The organism is Chitinophaga sp. CC14 (genome assembly GCF_048957795.1).
Lineage (GTDB): Bacteria > Bacteroidota > Bacteroidia > Chitinophagales > Chitinophagaceae > Chitinophaga > Chitinophaga ginsengisegetis.
The window spans coordinates 1,219,867-1,236,438 of record NZ_JARBFY010000001.1 but is presented as its reverse complement, the minus strand read 5'-3'; the positions used below and the strand labels follow the sequence as shown (position 1 = coordinate 1,236,438).

The window sequence follows — 16,572 nt, the reverse complement described above, 5'->3', positions numbered from 1 at the left end:
GAGCGCATCTTACCAAAAACAGTTAGTCGGTTAACCCCAGCTGTATAATGGCTTGTTGTGCGGCGATCTGGCTGGCATCTTTTTTATTGAAGGCTTTGCCGCTGCAGATGAGTTCCCCGTCTACCACAGCGCCTACAGTGAAGATGCGCCGGCCGTTGTCCATCTGTTCTTCGAGGAGTTCGAATTCCAGTGTTTTGCCGTTTTTATTGGCCCAGCCGTATAACTTGTTTTTGTGGTTCATTTCCACGGTTTCCAGCAGTTCCATGTCTATATAAGGCATGATAATGCGTTTATGTACAAACTGTTGGGTTTTATTATAGCCGCGGTCGAGGTATACAGCGCCTACGAGGGCTTCGAGGGTATTGCCGAATATCTGGCTTATTTTGAGAAAGCTGTTGTATTTGTCGTAGATAGTGAGCTTGCGTAAGCCCATCTTGATAGCGATATCGTTTAGTTGTTGCCGGTTAACGATCTTGGAGCGCATCTCTGTTAAATATCCTTCTGTTTTATAGGGATATTTTTTAAAGAGGTAGTCACCCACAATGGCGCCGAGAATAGCGTCACCGAGGTATTCCAGCCTTTCGTTGCTTTCCAGGAATTTTTCTTTACTGGAACGATGGCTCAGGGCCACTTCATAAAGGGCAAAGTTACCAGGCGGGAAGCCCAGCAGGTTGTGCAGCTCTTTATATAAGTGCCTTTTTTTGGAAACTAGTCGATATAAAAAACCTGGCAGTAAACTCACACAATCAAGATCAAGGAACAAATTTTTTGAAAATCACGGAAGCATTATGTCCGCCAAACCCAAAGGTGTTGGACAATGCAGCGTTTACTTCTCTCCTTTGTGCGATATTAAAAGTAAAATTCAGTTTCGGGTCTAACTGCGGGTCGTCAGTAAAGTGGTTGATCGTAGGAGGAACTATGCCATCGAGGATAGACATAATTACGGCTATGGATTCAACGGCGCCGGCAGCCCCGAGTAAGTGCCCTGTCATGGATTTTGTAGAGCTGATGTTCATTTTATAAGCATGCTCTTCAAAAACGCGCTGAATGGCTTTTACTTCGGCAATATCTCCCAACGGAGTGGAAGTACCGTGAACGTTGATGTAATCGATTTCGTTGGCCTGCATTTCGGCATCTGCCAAAGCGTTCCGCATTACATTTAAAGCGCCCAGTCCTTCCGGATGTGGAGCGGTGATGTGATATGCGTCTGCAGTAGCGCCGCCGCCGGCTAACTCTGCGTATATCCTGGCGCCTCTTTCCTGTGCGTGTTCTAACGACTCCAGTACCAGTGCGCCAGCTCCTTCACCCATTACAAAACCATCGCGGTCAAGATCAAAGGGTCTGGAAGCAGTTTTTGGGTCTTCATTCCTTTCTGACAGGGCCTTCATGGCGTTGAAGCCGCCAACACAAGGCTCATTGATCACATTTTCCGATCCGCCGGTAATCACCATATCGGTTTTGCCGTAACGGATACTGTACATTGCCTCAATAATGGCATTGGTAGCAGATGCGCAAGCTGATACAACGGAAAAATTAGGCCCCCTGAAACCGTGACGGATAGAAATATACCCGGCCGCGATATCAAGAATAAGCCTCGGAATTAGAAAAGGACTGAAGCGGGGCGTACCATCCCCTGTATGGAAATCTCTCAGCTCGTGACTGAAATTGATCATACCTCCAACACCAGTGCCCCATATCACCCCAACACGATCAGCATTGATCTTGTCTTTATTGATATTGGCGTCCAGTATCGCCTGATCTGCGGCAATTACAGCCGTCTGTGTAAAGGGGTCCATTTTACGGGCCTCTTTTTTGTCCAGGTAGTTAGCAGGATCAAAATTTTTCAGTTCGCAAGCAAAACGGGTTTTGAACTTGGAAGCATCAAATTGCTTGATATAATCCGCGCCGGATACACCGTTCGTCAATCCGTGCCAAAAATCGGCTACAGTATTGCCGAGCGGTGTAAGAGCGCCTAAACCTGTAACGACAACTCGTCTTGGTTGCATTAAAACAATTCTGATTAGTAGGATTATTTTACATGTTCTTCCAGGTAAGCAACTGCCTGGCCAACAGTAGTAATAGTTTCAGCTTGTTCGTCAGGAATGGAGATGTTGAATTCTTTTTCGAATTCCATAATCAGTTCTACCGTATCCAAAGAGTCAGCGCCTAAGTCATTGGTGAAGCTGGCTTCAGGAGTTACCTCGGCTTCGTCAACGCCCAATTTGTCAATGATGATCTTTTTAACTCTTGATGCAATGTCTGACATAATTTTAAGTGTTTTTGGTTTAAAACTTGACTGCAAAAATATAATTTTTATTGAATTGCCAACAGATAGCCCGAATTTTAAGGACGCTCTAACCGGGTCAATCCTACCAAACCCAATACAGTAAACATATTCATAGCTTTGTTAATAAAAGAATTTATATATTTTTGATACTGGTTGGATTACAGATTTGCATATTTTACCACAAAAGTCGCCTTTTTCGGGACAATTACGCCATTCTCTGAAATCCAAAACATATAAATCTTAAAATATCTCCATTCAACCGGCTATTTAGCCACTTATCTAAAGCATTAACGCTATTTAACAGTTGCCCGGAGCATTCAGCCTCCTCAATGCGTAAATTTGTCCGGCTTGTGAGATAGTATCCCTTTAGGAGCCTGTTTCTCTGTTATGAATCAGTAGCAAAAAGTTAGAAAAACACATATAAAAAGATATGGCCATCACCAAAAAGACCGTTCGCACAATAGTTATATTGGCCGCAGCCGGTATCGTCATTTTCCTCGTTTATAAGAAAATAGCCGGCAACAAATCAGCCGGAGAGCCGGCTGCTGCCGCATCCGGTGCAAAGGGAGGCGCTTCCCGGCTACTGCTTACAGACGCCTGGATCGTTAAAACCTCCCGGCTCGATCAATCTATTGAAGCAAGCGGCACCTTGCAAAGCAATGAAGAAGTAGAGGTGAAACCGGAAATTAATGGCCGCATCATACACCTTTATTTTAAAGAGGGAACCACCGTAAGAAAAGGAGACCTCCTGGTTAAACTATATGATGAAGACCTCAGAGCACAGCTTCAAAAGCTTAAATTACAGCAACAACTGGCCAAAACAACCCTGGAACGCCAGGAAAACCTCCTTAAAATAAATGGTATCAGCCAGCAGGATGTGGATGTAACCCGCAACCAGGTGAGTGCCTACGGCGCTGATATGGAATATACCCAAACCCAGCTGCAGAAAACAGAACTACGCGCCCCCTTCAGCGGTAAACTCGGTTTACGTAACGTAAGTGAAGGCGCCATCGTGTCTTCCCTTACCATTATTACTACCCTCCAGCAGATAGATCCGCTGAAAATGGACTTCTCCGTGGCCGAGAAATACCGCAATGCCATTAAAAACGGTGACCAGGTGAACTTTTTGGTATCCGGTGATAATAAAGAATATAAAGGCAGCATTTATGCCATCGACCCTAAAATAGATCTTACCACCCGTACTGTAAAGCTCCGGGCTATCGTTCCTAATAATAACGGTATCCTCTTCCCCGGTTCTTTCGCCAAAGTAAAAATTCTGCTGAAAGACCTCCCGGATGCCATGCTGATACCGTCCCAGGCCGTTATTCCCGGTACCCGTGATAAAAAAGTAATTATCGCCGATAAAGGCCAGGCCAAGTTTGTAACAGTAGAAACAGGCATCAGAACCGAAAGCAGCGTACAAATCACCAGTGGCCTTCAACCTGGTGATACGGTTATTATCACTGGTATTCTCCAGCTGAAACCAGGCATGCAGTTGAAGTATAATAAGATACAATAATAGTTTTCCCAACGGCACCGTTCCCGGCAGCACCACTGCCAACAGGAAACCCGGCAGGAAAATCTGAAAATAATTATCATGAGTTTACCTTCATTATCTCTCAAACGCCCGGTATTTGCTATCGTGATGAATATCATTATCGTGATATTCGGCCTGGTGGGCTTTACTTTTCTGGGGGTAAGGGATTTCCCGGCGATCGATCCGCCTATCGTGAACGTGCGCACCTCCTACGCAGGCGCCAACTCCGATATCATCGAAACACAGATCACCGAACCATTGGAAAAACAAATCAATGGTATTGCAGGGATCAAAAATATTTCCTCCAGCAGCAGCCAGGGAAGCAGCAACATCACCGTGGAATTTGAACTGGGGCAAGACCTGGAAGGCGCTACCAACGACGTGCGTGATAAAGTATCACAGGCATTGCGCCAGCTGCCACCCGATATTGATGCCCCTCCCGTTGTATCCAAGCAGGACGCCAACTCCGACCCCATCATTTCCATGACGGTGCAGAGCAACACCCGCAACCAGCTGGAAGTAACGGAATACGCCTCCAACGTACTCCTGGAAAAACTGCAAACCATTCCCGGCGTTAGCGCCATACAGATATGGGGAGAAAAAAAATACGCCATGCGTATCTGGATGGACCCCGCCAGGTTATCGTCTTACAGTCTTACCCCCGGCGATGTACAGGCCGCCCTGTTACGCGAAAACGTGGAACTTCCTTCCGGTAAAATTGCCGGTAACGCCACCGACTTTACCGTGCGTACCTTCGGACGGCTGGTATCTGAAGACGATTTCAACGGCCTGATCATCAAAAATGTAAACGGCAGCGAAATACGTATCCGCGACATCGGCCAGGCAGTGCTGGGTCCCGAAAATGAAGAAACCGTACTGAAAGAATCAGGCAGCCCGATGATTGCACTCGCCCTCATCCCGCAGCCCGGCTCCAACTACGTAGCCATTGCAGAAGAGTTCTATAAAAGATTTGAACAACTGAAAAAAGATATCCCGGAAGATTACTCCGTGAATATTGCAATGGATAATACCCGCTTCATCACACAATCCATCGATGAAGTAGAGGAAACCCTGATAGTAGCACTGGTACTCGTAATTATTATTGTATACCTGTTCTTCCGCGACTGGCTCATGGCACTCCGTCCGCTGATAGACATCCCGGTATCTTTAATCGGCGCCTTCTTTATTATGTACGCCTGCGGCTTTACCATTAATATCCTCACCCTGCTGGCTATTGTACTGGCCACCGGCCTCGTGGTGGATGATGGTATTGTGGTAACGGAAAATATTTATAAGAAGATAGAACAGGGGATACCCCGTATGAGGGCGGCCCGCGAAGGATCTGAAGAAATATTCTTCGCTGTAATCGCTACGTCGATCACACTGGCCTTTGTATTCCTACCGATCATCTTCCTCCAGGGATTCGTGGGACAACTGTTCCGTGAGTTTGGTATTGTGGTGGCCGGCGCAGTAATCATCTCTGCCTTTGTATCACTCACGTTAACGCCTGTACTAAACGTTAAACTCGGACGTAAAACACATACCCACTCCTGGTTCTATACCAAAACAGAACCTTTCTTCCGGTGGATGGAAGATGGTTATAAACGCTCACTGGAATCGTTTATGCGTTTCCGTTGGGTAGCCGGGCTAATCATTACCGGCTGCCTGGTAATGATTTACTTCCTCTTTAAAACGCTTCAGTCCGAACTGGCGCCACTGGAAGACCGCAGCACTTTCCGCCTGTCTATTACCACACCGGAAGGAACCGCGTTCGACTACATGGACAATTACGTGGATAAGCTTACCAAGTTCATGATGGATTCCATTCCTGAAAAGAAGATCATCCTCAGTGTAACCTCCCCCGGCTTCAGTGGCTCCGGTGCGGTAAACACCGCCTTTGCCAATGTAATGCTCACAGATCCGCACGATCGTACCCGCTCGCAGAAGGATATTGTGAATATGGTAAACCGGAGTATGAACAAATTTCCGGAGGGTAAAGTATTTGCCATTGAATCCCAAACGATCCAGGTGGGCCGCCGCGCCGGGTTACCCGTATCTTTTGTGCTGGAGCATATCAACTTCGACAGTCTTACTAAGGTATTGCCTAAGTTTATGGAAGAAGTAGGCAACAGCCCCGTATTCCAGGGAACAGATGTGGATCTGAAATTCAATAAACCGGAACTGCGCATACATATCAACCGTGATAAAGCAACACAACTCGGCGTTTCGGTACAGGATATCTCCTCCACCTTACAGCTGGCATTGAGTAACCTTCGTTATGGTTACTTTATCAGGAATGGTAAACAATACCAGGTAATGGGACAGGTGTTCCGCGCCGACCGTGACGACCCGATGGATCTGCAAAACCTTTATGTACGCAACTCACGCGGTGAAGCCATCCAGCTTGATAACGTGGTAAGTATTGAAGAAGAAACCAGTCCGCCGATCATTTATCACTTTAACCGTTACAAATCCGCCACCGTATCTGCCGGACTGGCGCCGGGCAGGACTATCGGCGATGGCATCAACGAAATGTACCGGATCTATAATAAACTGCAAAAGGAAACCGTGCTGAATGAATCGTTTAACACTGCTTTGTCCGGCTCTTCCCGCGACTATGCAGAAAGTGGCTCCAATACTATGTTTGCGCTGGGACTGGCACTGGTACTCATTTACCTGGTACTGGCCGCACAATTTGAAAGCTGGGTAGATCCGCTGATCATCATGTTAACGGTGCCGCTGGCATTTGCAGGAGCATTATTGTCGTTATGGTTATTTAATCAAACCTGGAATATCTTTTCGCAGATCGGTGTAATTATGCTGATAGGATTGGTAACAAAGAATGGCATCCTGATCGTGGAATTTGCCAACCATCAGCGTGATACCGGGATGGCAAAAGCTGACGCTGTAATCCATGCGTCGTCGATGCGTTTGCGTCCTATCCTGATGACGAGTCTTGCCATGGCGCTGGGCGCGTTACCTATTGCGATGTCGCTCGGAGCAGCCGCCACCAGCCGTATTCCGCTGGGGATCGTTATTGTGGGTGGAATCATCTTCTCCCTGGTGTTAACTTTATTTGTAATTCCGGCGATGTATACTTTCCTGTCGCGCAGAGGCAAAAACAATAGTACCGACGAGGAAGATGAAATGGAAAATGATGAGGAAGCACAGGTAGCAGCAGCACACGCCTGATTATAATAGATTTGAATGATCACGATTATGCTATTTATGATGAAAAATATAAAGAAGTGTTTTTTCTTACTCCTTTTAATGGTAAGCGCAGGTGCGTTAAAAGCGCAGCAACAGGTACTTACCCTTGAACAGGCGATAGACGTGGCGCTGAAAAACAACTTCGATATCCGTTTAGCCAGAAATACAGCAGAGTTATCTGCTAACGACTACGCCTATGCGAATTTTGCATTTGTACCCCGTCTGAATGCCACAGCAGGAACTACCTGGAATAGTACTGCCACAAAACAGGAGTTTGTGAACGGCACCAAACGCGATACCAGCGGCATTAAGGGCAACAATCTCACTGGCAACGTAACCCTCAGCTGGACATTGTTTGACGGTTTAAAAATGTTCGCCACCCGCAATAAAATAGCATCTATCCGCGACCTCGGCGAGCTGGCTATAAAAGACCAGGTGCAGAATTCTATCTCCACTATCATCGGCGGATACTATAACATTGTACAACAAAAGCAACAGTTGAAAGCCCTCGCAGAGCAGATGTCCATCTCCGAAGAACGGGTAAAATTATCTGACGCCAAATTCAGTACAGGGCTTGCGCCTAAAACAGATCTCCTGCAATCAAAAGTTGACCTGAATGCGCAGAAGGCATTATATATCCGCCAGCAAACGCTGATAGAGCAAAGCAAGTCGTTACTTAATCAGTTAATGGCAGTTCCCGCCGGCGCTACCGGTTACGACGTGGTAGATTCTATTCCGTTAAACAGTGGTCTTTCTTTTGCGGTGCTGCAACAAAATATTGCCAACAACAATACCGCTATTAAAGTACAGCAACAGAACGTAAATGTTTCTGCACTCACGGTGAAGGAACGTAAAGCAGATTATTTCCCGGTAATATCCTTCAATTCAGGATATAATTATAACCGGAATACCTCCAATGCAGCGTCCAATGCTTTCAGTCCGCGGTTCAGCCGGAATGCGGTTTTTAACTACGGCTTTACTGCTGCTATTCCTATCTTCAATGGATTTAATGTAAAAAGACAGGTGCAAAATGCGCGGATAGACTTTGATTTCCAGAATATCACACTGGATAACGTAAAATCCCAGGTAGACCTCTCATTGAACAACGCATTCAAAGATTACGAATACTATAAAAAACAGGTATCGCTGGAAGAAGAAACAAACGATCTTGCGAGGGAAAATGCGATGGTAGCGTTAGAACGTTTCAAACAGGGCGTATCCACTATCCTTGAAGTAAAAATAGCGCAACAAAGCCTGGAAGATTCCTATTACCGGCTTATACAAGCGCGTTATAATACCAAACTCGCTGAAACGGAACTGGGCCGTTTGAATGGCGCATTGTTGCAATAATCTACTTTTTTTATATCTGAAGCGGATAAGTCAGGGAGATGTATCCCGCTTATCCGCTTCTTTTTTTAATCCTATCACCAACTGTACGGGCATGAACAACCATTTGTATCATTAACGAACATATTTAATAATAGAAAATATAAAAAATACTACCACTCAAAGTCAATCTATCCGGCATGGTTTTGCAAAGATCTCTTGCGGATTATAAAACAGGATACACATGTTACGTTATGTTATGCTCACTTTAAGTGGTATTATCGGCTTCGCCCACATATGCGCAGCACAGGAATTACAGGCGGTAAACCGCACTGCAAGCGGTGACGCTGTTATTCATTTGAATGAAGCGCCGGGCGCAGGAATAGCCTGGATTAAAAATAAACAATTTGCCAATGGCACTATTGAGTTTGATGTGAAAGGAAAAAATGTTTTACAGCAAAGTTTTGTAGGCATTGCTTTCCACGGCGTAAACGATTCTACTTATGACGCCATTTATTTCAGGCCCTTTAACTTCCAGGTTCCGGAAGCCGGCAGGAGAAGTCATGCTGTGCAATACATTTCACTTCCTGCAAACGACTGGCCGTTTCTAAGAGAACAATATCCCGGAAAATATGAGCATGAGGTAAACCCCTCTACAGATCCCAACAAATGGTTTCATGTAAAAATAGTAGTAACGGATACGGAGGCAACTGCCTATCTGAATGGCGACAGATGCTTAACAGTTACATTACTCAGCAAGCAAAAAACCGGGATGATAGGGTACTGGGTTGGCAATAACTCCGGCGGCGACTGGAAGAATCTAACAATAAACTAAGACTGTTGATTGATAAGTTAGAAGTCAGGGCTTTGAGAACGCGGGTTCTTAAAGCCTTTTTATTTGAGGGCTTACATCTCAGTTACATAGAAAAGTGCGCAGCTTGGTTTCCACATAAATTCCTTCTGAAAAAGTGTCTACGGGATATACTACTTCCATCTCTGTATAAGCATCCCGGGGGATACAAAGATGAAAGATATTAAGTCTTATCAGCAGTTCACGGGCAGCTTCAGCGTCCCGGCTTACCAACTCCCGCTGCTCCTTTAAGATCTGTTTCATTTCTAAATAATCTTTCTCAGTCATATAGCAAATTTAAAATTCAAATTTGTTGTATATAATCAGCATTATTATCTTTTAATAAAAACGCATGCGGCCATTGTACTTCTCTTACAGGATTAAAATATCCCTTGATGCAATTTGGATTACGAATACAAATCTGAATATGATTCTTATCCCTAAACCCGGCGTTAGGATACAATTCATCCCCTTCTACAAAAACACTTCTGACAGAATCATACGGCAGCAAGCTTTTCATTTCTCTATCAGCGTGCAAATTTTCAATTACTGCACAATCCAGGTTTCTTAGCAATAAATCCCTTGATCCCGTTGCATATTTATTTACCGGCAGCATTCTGCCACTCTGCGCTGCTGCTTCAGATAGTGTTTTATAAGAATCATACAAAAGTCTCAAACAAGTTGTATCCAGCAGATCAAGACAGAATTTCAAATCAATCACGGCTCCCAATACCGCCGGCGACCGGATCACTTTATTTCCCGGAGGATTGCATGCGTAGTCGTATGCGCGTTCATAATTATTCTCCCAGAAATAGCATCCACTTCCCAGCCAATCGTATGGTTTACTGCTGGGACTCATTCTAATACTTCCTGTTACCAATGCGTCTCTTACTTTTTCTTCACAACCGTGAAAACCAAGCACCAATCCGGGTCGTGTTGCGTGAATCATTTCCATGATAGATTAACATGAACAATAAATCATAGAACAAGATTACACTGAATGATTAGATCAGCTTAATCCTGCTCCCTGCAACATACATTTACTACGGATGGAACACCTGTTGTTGTGAAAGTATCGCCGGATAACAAACCAGCTAACAACATAAAAGAAAACATCAGTCCACAATTTATTTCTTTTTCAGGTAAAAAAACGCTGTCAAAAAAATATTTTCATTTTCTCTCAAAAATAAAAATACAATGAAACACAATATTGATAAGCGTTATATCACAATGACATAAAATTTTAACTATTAAAAACGATATGCTAAAAATAATTTTTAGGTAGGAATCTTAATTATTTTTTCATCAATTAAAATTAATTACATAATTTAGTTTTCACGTTTGTTATCAGCTAATAACTTCAAGTTAACTCCTCACCAAAACATATCCTCAACTCTTTCAATTCACTTAGTCATGGCACTGTATACCACAACAACCATATCAATAGGCGAACAACAATTCAGTCAGTTTCAGTTTTTACACCTGAAACAATACATGAGGCAACATCATGAATTTGAGATAGGCATAGGATACGAGTGGCTATCTCAGTATTGATCAAATGCTGTTGCAGCGGGCAGATCATTACTGGGAAAGGAAATCAGCATATGCATCCGGCCCGTTGAAGTGGATGAAATGTTTAGCCCGTTGTTATTTAACGGGATCATTACCGGCATCAATGCAGGAAAAGAAAATAATGGTAATGCAGGTAGTTGTATACTTCATGGCAACAGTCCCACAATACTACTTTCCGGTAGTCCACATATACAATCTTATGAGCAGCTGGCCTTATCATCCATTGTAAACACCGTTATAAAAAATTGTTACCCCTTTGCCCTGCCTCCACAGGTGAACCCCGCTTTTACACAACCGCTGAAATATATTGTACAATACAAAGAAACAGGATTTGATTTTCTCCACCGGCTTTCCCAACGCTATGGAGAACACTTCTTTTATAACGGGCAGCAAATTTTCTTTGGTCAGTATAGTCCACAAAGAGAGAATCTGGTGCATCAGAAAGATCTGATCGATTTTCAGCTGGAATACAAAATTATACCCATCCATCAAACGTTTCAAGCGTATGAGTACAGGTTACATAGGATCCTGGAAGAAGACAGTCGTGAGATAGCTTTCAGCAACATCAACCACCACTCGCATCAAGTACAATCATTAAGCGAAAAACTGTATCCGTATAAAAACAGTTATAAAGTTCCATATGTATTTGGCAGCAATGCTGCTGCAGAACTTTCTGCACTTACACGCCATTTTTACAAAGGACGAATAGCCGGTCTGGTTTCCATAAAAGGCAGTAGCCGGAATACCGGTTTGCGTATAGGAGATATAGTTAGTATACAGGAGGATCTATCTAACCGGGAAGATTATGGTGAATTTGTGCTCACGATGCTGGAACACCACTGCAACGGAAACGGCGACTATTACAATACGTTCGAAGGCATTCCTGCTGATATAACGGCACCGGTTATGAACCTGGAGAACATTCCCCGTTGCGAAGCCCAAAGCGCCATTGTAACCGATAACCATGATCCCAAAGGACTTGGGCGTGTCCGGGTAAAATTTGGCTGGCAGCAAGGAAGCTCACCCTGGATCAGGCTTCATCAGCCGCATGGTGGAGCCAACAAAGGATTCTATTTTATTCCTGAAATAAATGAAGAGGTATGGGTGGATTTCGAAGGCGGCAATCCAGAAGCACCTTACGTTACCGGTTGCGCCTATAATGGGAAAGCAGCTCCCGGATTCGGAGATCCGATGAATAATATCAAAGCGATTAAAACCCGTAGTGGTCACATGATTCGCCTCGACGATACAGATGGCGGTGAAAATATTATCATCACCGATAAAGGCGGCAATACCATCATGATGGATACCAGGAGCCAGAACATTTCGCTTTCAGCACCGGAAAAAATAAATATAACCGCCAAAAATATCCGCATTAATGCTATTGAAAATGTCAGTATCAATGCCGGAAATAACATCAACCACTCTGCCGGCATGGACATACTTCAACAAGCCGGCAACTGTTTCTATCAATATACGGTGAACGATTATCACCTGACAGCAACCAATATCACCAAAATAGCCCTGGAAAATATAAATGTGCAAGCACGGGAAATAGATAAGCATGCAGAAGAAATAAACATCGACAGCTCAAAAGAAAATATGCAGATCAGTTCAGGAAAATCTGTCAATATAAAAAGTACAGAGAAGTCAAAATTATTCTAAAACACCAACACATGCGTAATAACTCCGCAGGATGCATGCTGATCACCTGCAAAAAATACATAGAAACCGGGAAAAGTATCCGCTGGCATAGTTCCGGAGATCTGTTTCTTCATTCCGGTAAATCTGTAGTCATCAATGGCAAACAGAAAGGTATAAAATTTCATAAAGCCGCCGTCATTCATAATCCTGAAAAATAAAACTGTATTAAAAAGATGGCAGACCAACACTTTGTAGTACAAGGAGCTTTATGCAAATGTAGTTTTGGAAGTACTCCCGCTAAAATACAGGTTTCCACAGGCGCTGAATACATGAATGATGCAAGCGGGAATTCCAAACCAGTTGCCGGCTCCAACGAAACAGGAAACCCGTTTATACCCGGTACATTTGGTGCATGCACACTAACGCGCAAGCCCTGCATTCCGAATATTACCCAATGGCGGAACGTATTGCCCGGCATTACACTTTCCAATGGTGGAAAAATACTAACGGAAAACAGTACCGCTGTCTGTGCTGTATCAGGAAGTTCCTCTGTTTGCATTATCCATCACGGACAAACAGCTTTCGTTACTCATCACAGTACTTCTGAAAGTCAATCTAATGCTATACCGGCACTAAATCCGTTAGCTGCCACCCGGCCGAAGCGCAGGGAATTTCCTGCCGTACGTGCAATTACTTTACATATTGAGACGCGCAACCCTCCGGCGGATTTTAATAGTGAGCAGGAGAGTAACGTTCCCGTCAGGATCAATGAGCCTTTATTATTTGAGGTTGAAAGCTACTATAATTGTAGCTCTCCGGACGAATCAGCGGTACAATGGAAAATATTCAATCATCACGATTATAGCAGCAGCATTTCATCATTCGAATCATCCGGTTCCCGGTTGCCATTCTCATTTAGTGCCAGCGGCAATTACCGGGTACTGGCCTGTGGAAAGGAGCAAACAGATAGCAGCGCTTACATAGATATACATGTGGATAACAATACACTTAAAGAGGAATTCATTATTAATGGAACGTCTCATAAGTCCGGCCGTCTGCAGAGTGGGGTTCCGGTTTGTGCAGAAGCAGTATACAAGATAACTCCTCCAACTGAAGCAGAAAGAGCGCAGGTGTCTATGCGGGTAACCGATAATAGTAAAAACACAATTGCCATATCTGATAGTGACAAAATCTGGTTCACACCCACCAATTCCTCTGCCACTTATATTGTTTCCGCCACCATGTACGGTGAGATACATTCACAGGTAGTCAGCAAAGAAATCCAAACCCAAAACAGCGGTGCCATATCGGTGATCAACCGGGCCTCAGTACATGTAGTGAGGCCCCGTACAAACATGCATTTTCAGGTATCAGAAATGATGCGTACCATACCACCGCCTGTACCTGTAACGGCTATCCGATGGCTGCTAAACGGCAGTCCCATAGGCACAGGGCCAGCCATCACAGTCAATGGCGACATTCATCTTATTGTTCCCGGAAAGTATACGATAGAAGTATCTGTGAGCACTGCGGAAAAAGAGGGTATTAGTAATCAACATGCCGCCTGGCACTTTGAAGTGAAAAATAATGAAATATTAAAGATACTCGTCCAGGATGGGAGTACGAACTGGATTATCGGAAAGTATTATACCCTTTCTGCGCAAACACTAATGGAGTATGATGAAACATTGGATGGGCCTGTTCTCTGGAATCCTTATGGAGCTCATTCCAATACAGTATCAGATGCCTTTGCTTCACAGGAGGGCGGATTCATTATCAGTGCGCGCTTGGGTAATTCTCAAAAAACGCTCCCGGTAAATGCAGTAAAAGCAAAGATTATCCGCTGGTGTTTTACGGATGAACAATTAATTTATAAATCGTACGCAGGTTGGCGGGAGGTAGTGCGGGCAGTTATCAGCAGTCGGGAAGCGGCAAACGAAAACATACCCCTTCATCTGTTACAGATAAATCCGGCGAATTGTATTCATCATGTAAAGGATCTTGGAATAGTAACTTTCAATGCCGAAGGGCAGGTACAACTCGATATCAGCACAAAAAGCCTGAAGCCACTGTTAACTAACACCAGTTTTGAATGGGATACATTTCGCCTGTTGTTTGCAATACCTATATCAACCAACTGCATCCGGTTTGCTGATATGAAAACGATTACCTGCGACGGAACTCAATATTGGGTACCGCAAATGCAAAGCAATAAGCGTATGCAGGAAAAAGGAACGTACCTGGAACTCAATATAAAACGGCGTGTAGTAGCTGTACACTTTTACGACCAGCAGCATCATCCTGCTTATAAAGTTTATAAGTACGGCCAACAGTTCAGCATGCGCGTACAAACTACCAATCTTACAGGAGAAGAACTAATTTTTGAGATATGGGAAAATAAGTATCAGGCAAAAGATAAATACTGCCTCAGCGGTAAACTTTATATAAATGAATATGGAACAGCAAACGCAGAAATAGATTCAAACCGGCTGAAAGCTGGAAGCATCTTGGAAGATAGCTTTCTCCGCTGCTTCTATGTAGTGATAAAGTCTCCTTCAGATAAGTACTTCTATCCACATGAAATAGCAGATAAAAATATCCTGAACCCGGACAATATCAGTTACTATCAGCATATAAAACTATCAAACTGGTTTGACAAACTGCTCAACAGGCACTCCAGGAAAAATGCCCCGGTAGTGCTGGGCGAGCAACTGGCAACAAATGAGCCTGATATCCAATGCCCGGCATGTAATGAGACGGTTACTACTGAACAACTGGCTAAAATATTCACCCACGCAACCATGCCCGCATTACAGACGGCAGCTGCCACCTACAACAGTTTTATGGAACAAACCGGGATGAACACCTGTTGGAATAAGGCACACTTTTTTGCACAGGTAGCCATTGAAAGCGGCGGATCTCTGAACATCAAAGAAGGAGAAAGCTTCAACTGGTATTGGGAAGACCTAAGTAAAAACTTTCCACCATTTAGAACAGCAGCAGGTAAAATAAAGGCGAAAGCATGGGGCAGAGAAGTAAGAAAACCGGCTCATCCCGGTGTAACGAAGGAAAACCAACAACATATTGCTGATTATGTATACGGCCCCGATTCCGTAAAGGGGAAGACGTTAGGCAATATACAAAAAGGAGATGGATGGAAGTTCCGCGGACGGGGACTTATCCAGCTTACCGGCCGGGCAGCTTATGCTTATGCAAACAATTTTACGCAGAAAGAAAAGGCTGATATCCTTCTCCATCCGGACCTGGTGGCTACGGATATAAAAATAGCCGTACTCTCTTCAATGGCTTTCTGGAAGTGGAAAGGACTCCATCTCGCTGCTAACGGTAATACAGAAGTAACCACCAAAATAAGTAAGGTGGTAGGACTGGATGCAGTTTCAAGTGGTAAAAGCTCTCATGCAGAAAAGAAGCATTTCTTTGACACAAATTCATCTGTTTTATTCGGGGTAAACAACTGCCGGCATAGGAAAATATCCGGAGGTGCGTTGAACAGGTACATTGTTAAAATAGATACTTTCAGTTACACACTGGTAGAACAAAATGTCAGTTCCCATCAATATAAGTACGACCTGTACAACGCCGGTACACTTATTAAAACATTCCTGTTGCACAAAAATCGAAGTGGCCTGCTGCCATTCCCTGAAACTGGCCCCAACTGGGGAAGATACGGCGCCAGGGACGGGGGTGATGATAATTATATAGCGCCTGATATCGCCGCAGCTTTATTTGGTTTTTTCTATTCATTACCGGGAAATGGCTATAAGGACAAGCTTTATTTTAATGATATCTCAGCCGGGGATAAAAGGAATATAGGCCATATGGGGCATATAAATGGTAATGATATTGACATCAGGTATCCCGGGAGTTCAAACAGGAAAGGAGCGGTATTGTGGACGGAGGCAAAGCAGGCATATGGTAGTGAAAGAGAGTTTTTGAAAGTGTTGGAGAACATACTTAAAATAGCCGGGAGATGGGGGTTTAAAAAGAATTACGCGTATAAGACAGGAATTAAAAATACCACAGGCATGTCTACAGATATTCACAAAAATCATTTTCACATAGGTCTCCGATAATCAACACAATTTATATGAGAAACACATTCATACTGTCAATAACTATTATGGC

12 protein-coding genes are annotated in these 16,572 nt (G+C 44.0%); 7 read left to right on the top strand and 5 right to left on the bottom strand.

Going from position 1 to position 16,572, the window contains the following annotated elements; all coding sequences use genetic code 11:
• Positions 1-22: 22 nt before the first annotated feature.
• From rnc to PV783_RS05190, 3 genes are read right to left on the bottom strand one after another with little or no spacing between them, the layout of a single operon-like run.
• Positions 23-742 carry a ribonuclease III gene (rnc, locus tag PV783_RS05200; protein ID WP_079469778.1) on the bottom strand — a complete coding sequence of 240 codons (720 nt, stop codon included), beginning with the start codon at positions 740-742 and terminating at the stop codon, positions 23-25.
• A gap of 10 nt (positions 743-752) precedes the next feature.
• Positions 753-2,006, bottom strand: coding sequence for a beta-ketoacyl-ACP synthase II (fabF, locus tag PV783_RS05195; protein WP_079469779.1), 1,254 nt, complete (start codon positions 2,004-2,006; stop codon positions 753-755).
• Positions 2,007-2,029: 23 nt separating this feature from the next.
• Positions 2,030-2,266, bottom strand: coding sequence for an acyl carrier protein (locus tag PV783_RS05190; protein ID WP_012788038.1), 237 nt, complete (start codon positions 2,264-2,266; stop codon positions 2,030-2,032).
• Positions 2,267-2,717: 451 nt separating this feature from the next.
• Here PV783_RS05190 and PV783_RS05185 point away from each other — a divergent pair, with 451 nt between their 5' ends.
• From PV783_RS05185 to PV783_RS05170, 4 genes are all read left to right on the top strand, one after another.
• Positions 2,718-3,806 (top strand): efflux RND transporter periplasmic adaptor subunit, encoded by a 1,089-nt coding sequence (locus tag PV783_RS05185; protein WP_111577008.1) that lies wholly within the window; start codon positions 2,718-2,720, stop codon positions 3,804-3,806.
• A 78-nt stretch (positions 3,807-3,884) separates the two neighbouring features.
• Positions 3,885-7,016 (top strand): efflux RND transporter permease subunit, encoded by a 3,132-nt coding sequence (locus tag PV783_RS05180; protein ID WP_420987318.1) that lies wholly within the window; start codon positions 3,885-3,887, stop codon positions 7,014-7,016.
• Between the two features lie 15 nt (positions 7,017-7,031).
• Positions 7,032-8,384 carry a TolC family protein gene (locus PV783_RS05175; protein WP_420987317.1) on the top strand — a complete coding sequence of 451 codons (1,353 nt, stop codon included), beginning with the start codon at positions 7,032-7,034 and terminating at the stop codon, positions 8,382-8,384.
• 220 nt (positions 8,385-8,604) lie between these two features.
• Positions 8,605-9,195 carry a family 16 glycoside hydrolase gene (locus PV783_RS05170; protein ID WP_420987316.1) on the top strand — a complete coding sequence of 197 codons (591 nt, stop codon included), beginning with the start codon at positions 8,605-8,607 and terminating at the stop codon, positions 9,193-9,195.
• A 78-nt stretch (positions 9,196-9,273) separates the two neighbouring features.
• Here PV783_RS05170 and PV783_RS05165 read toward each other — a convergent pair whose 3' ends face one another.
• Positions 9,274-9,498 carry a hypothetical protein gene (locus PV783_RS05165; RefSeq protein ID WP_079469784.1) on the bottom strand — a complete coding sequence of 75 codons (225 nt, stop codon included), beginning with the start codon at positions 9,496-9,498 and terminating at the stop codon, positions 9,274-9,276.
• Between the two features lie 16 nt (positions 9,499-9,514).
• A complete protein-coding gene (locus PV783_RS05160; protein WP_420987315.1) occupies positions 9,515-10,159 on the bottom strand; it encodes a hypothetical protein in 645 nt (214 codons plus the stop codon).
• 635 nt (positions 10,160-10,794) lie between these two features.
• Between PV783_RS05160 and PV783_RS05155 the strand changes: the two genes are divergently transcribed.
• The 3 genes from PV783_RS05155 to PV783_RS05145 are packed head-to-tail and all read left to right on the top strand — an operon-like array spanning position 10,795 to position 16,520.
• Complete coding sequence (locus PV783_RS05155; protein ID WP_420987809.1) at positions 10,795-12,447, top strand: type VI secretion system Vgr family protein; 1,653 nt, start codon at positions 10,795-10,797, stop codon at positions 12,445-12,447.
• Between the two features lie 11 nt (positions 12,448-12,458).
• The gene (locus PV783_RS05150) at positions 12,459-12,644 is read left to right on the top strand and encodes a hypothetical protein (protein ID WP_420987314.1); all 186 of its coding nucleotides are present in this window, start codon (positions 12,459-12,461) and stop codon (positions 12,642-12,644) included.
• 15 nt (positions 12,645-12,659) lie between these two features.
• Entirely contained in the window at positions 12,660-16,520 is a 3,861-nt protein-coding gene (locus PV783_RS05145) for a PAAR-like protein (RefSeq protein ID WP_420987313.1), read from the top strand.
• Positions 16,521-16,572 lie beyond the last annotated feature (52 nt).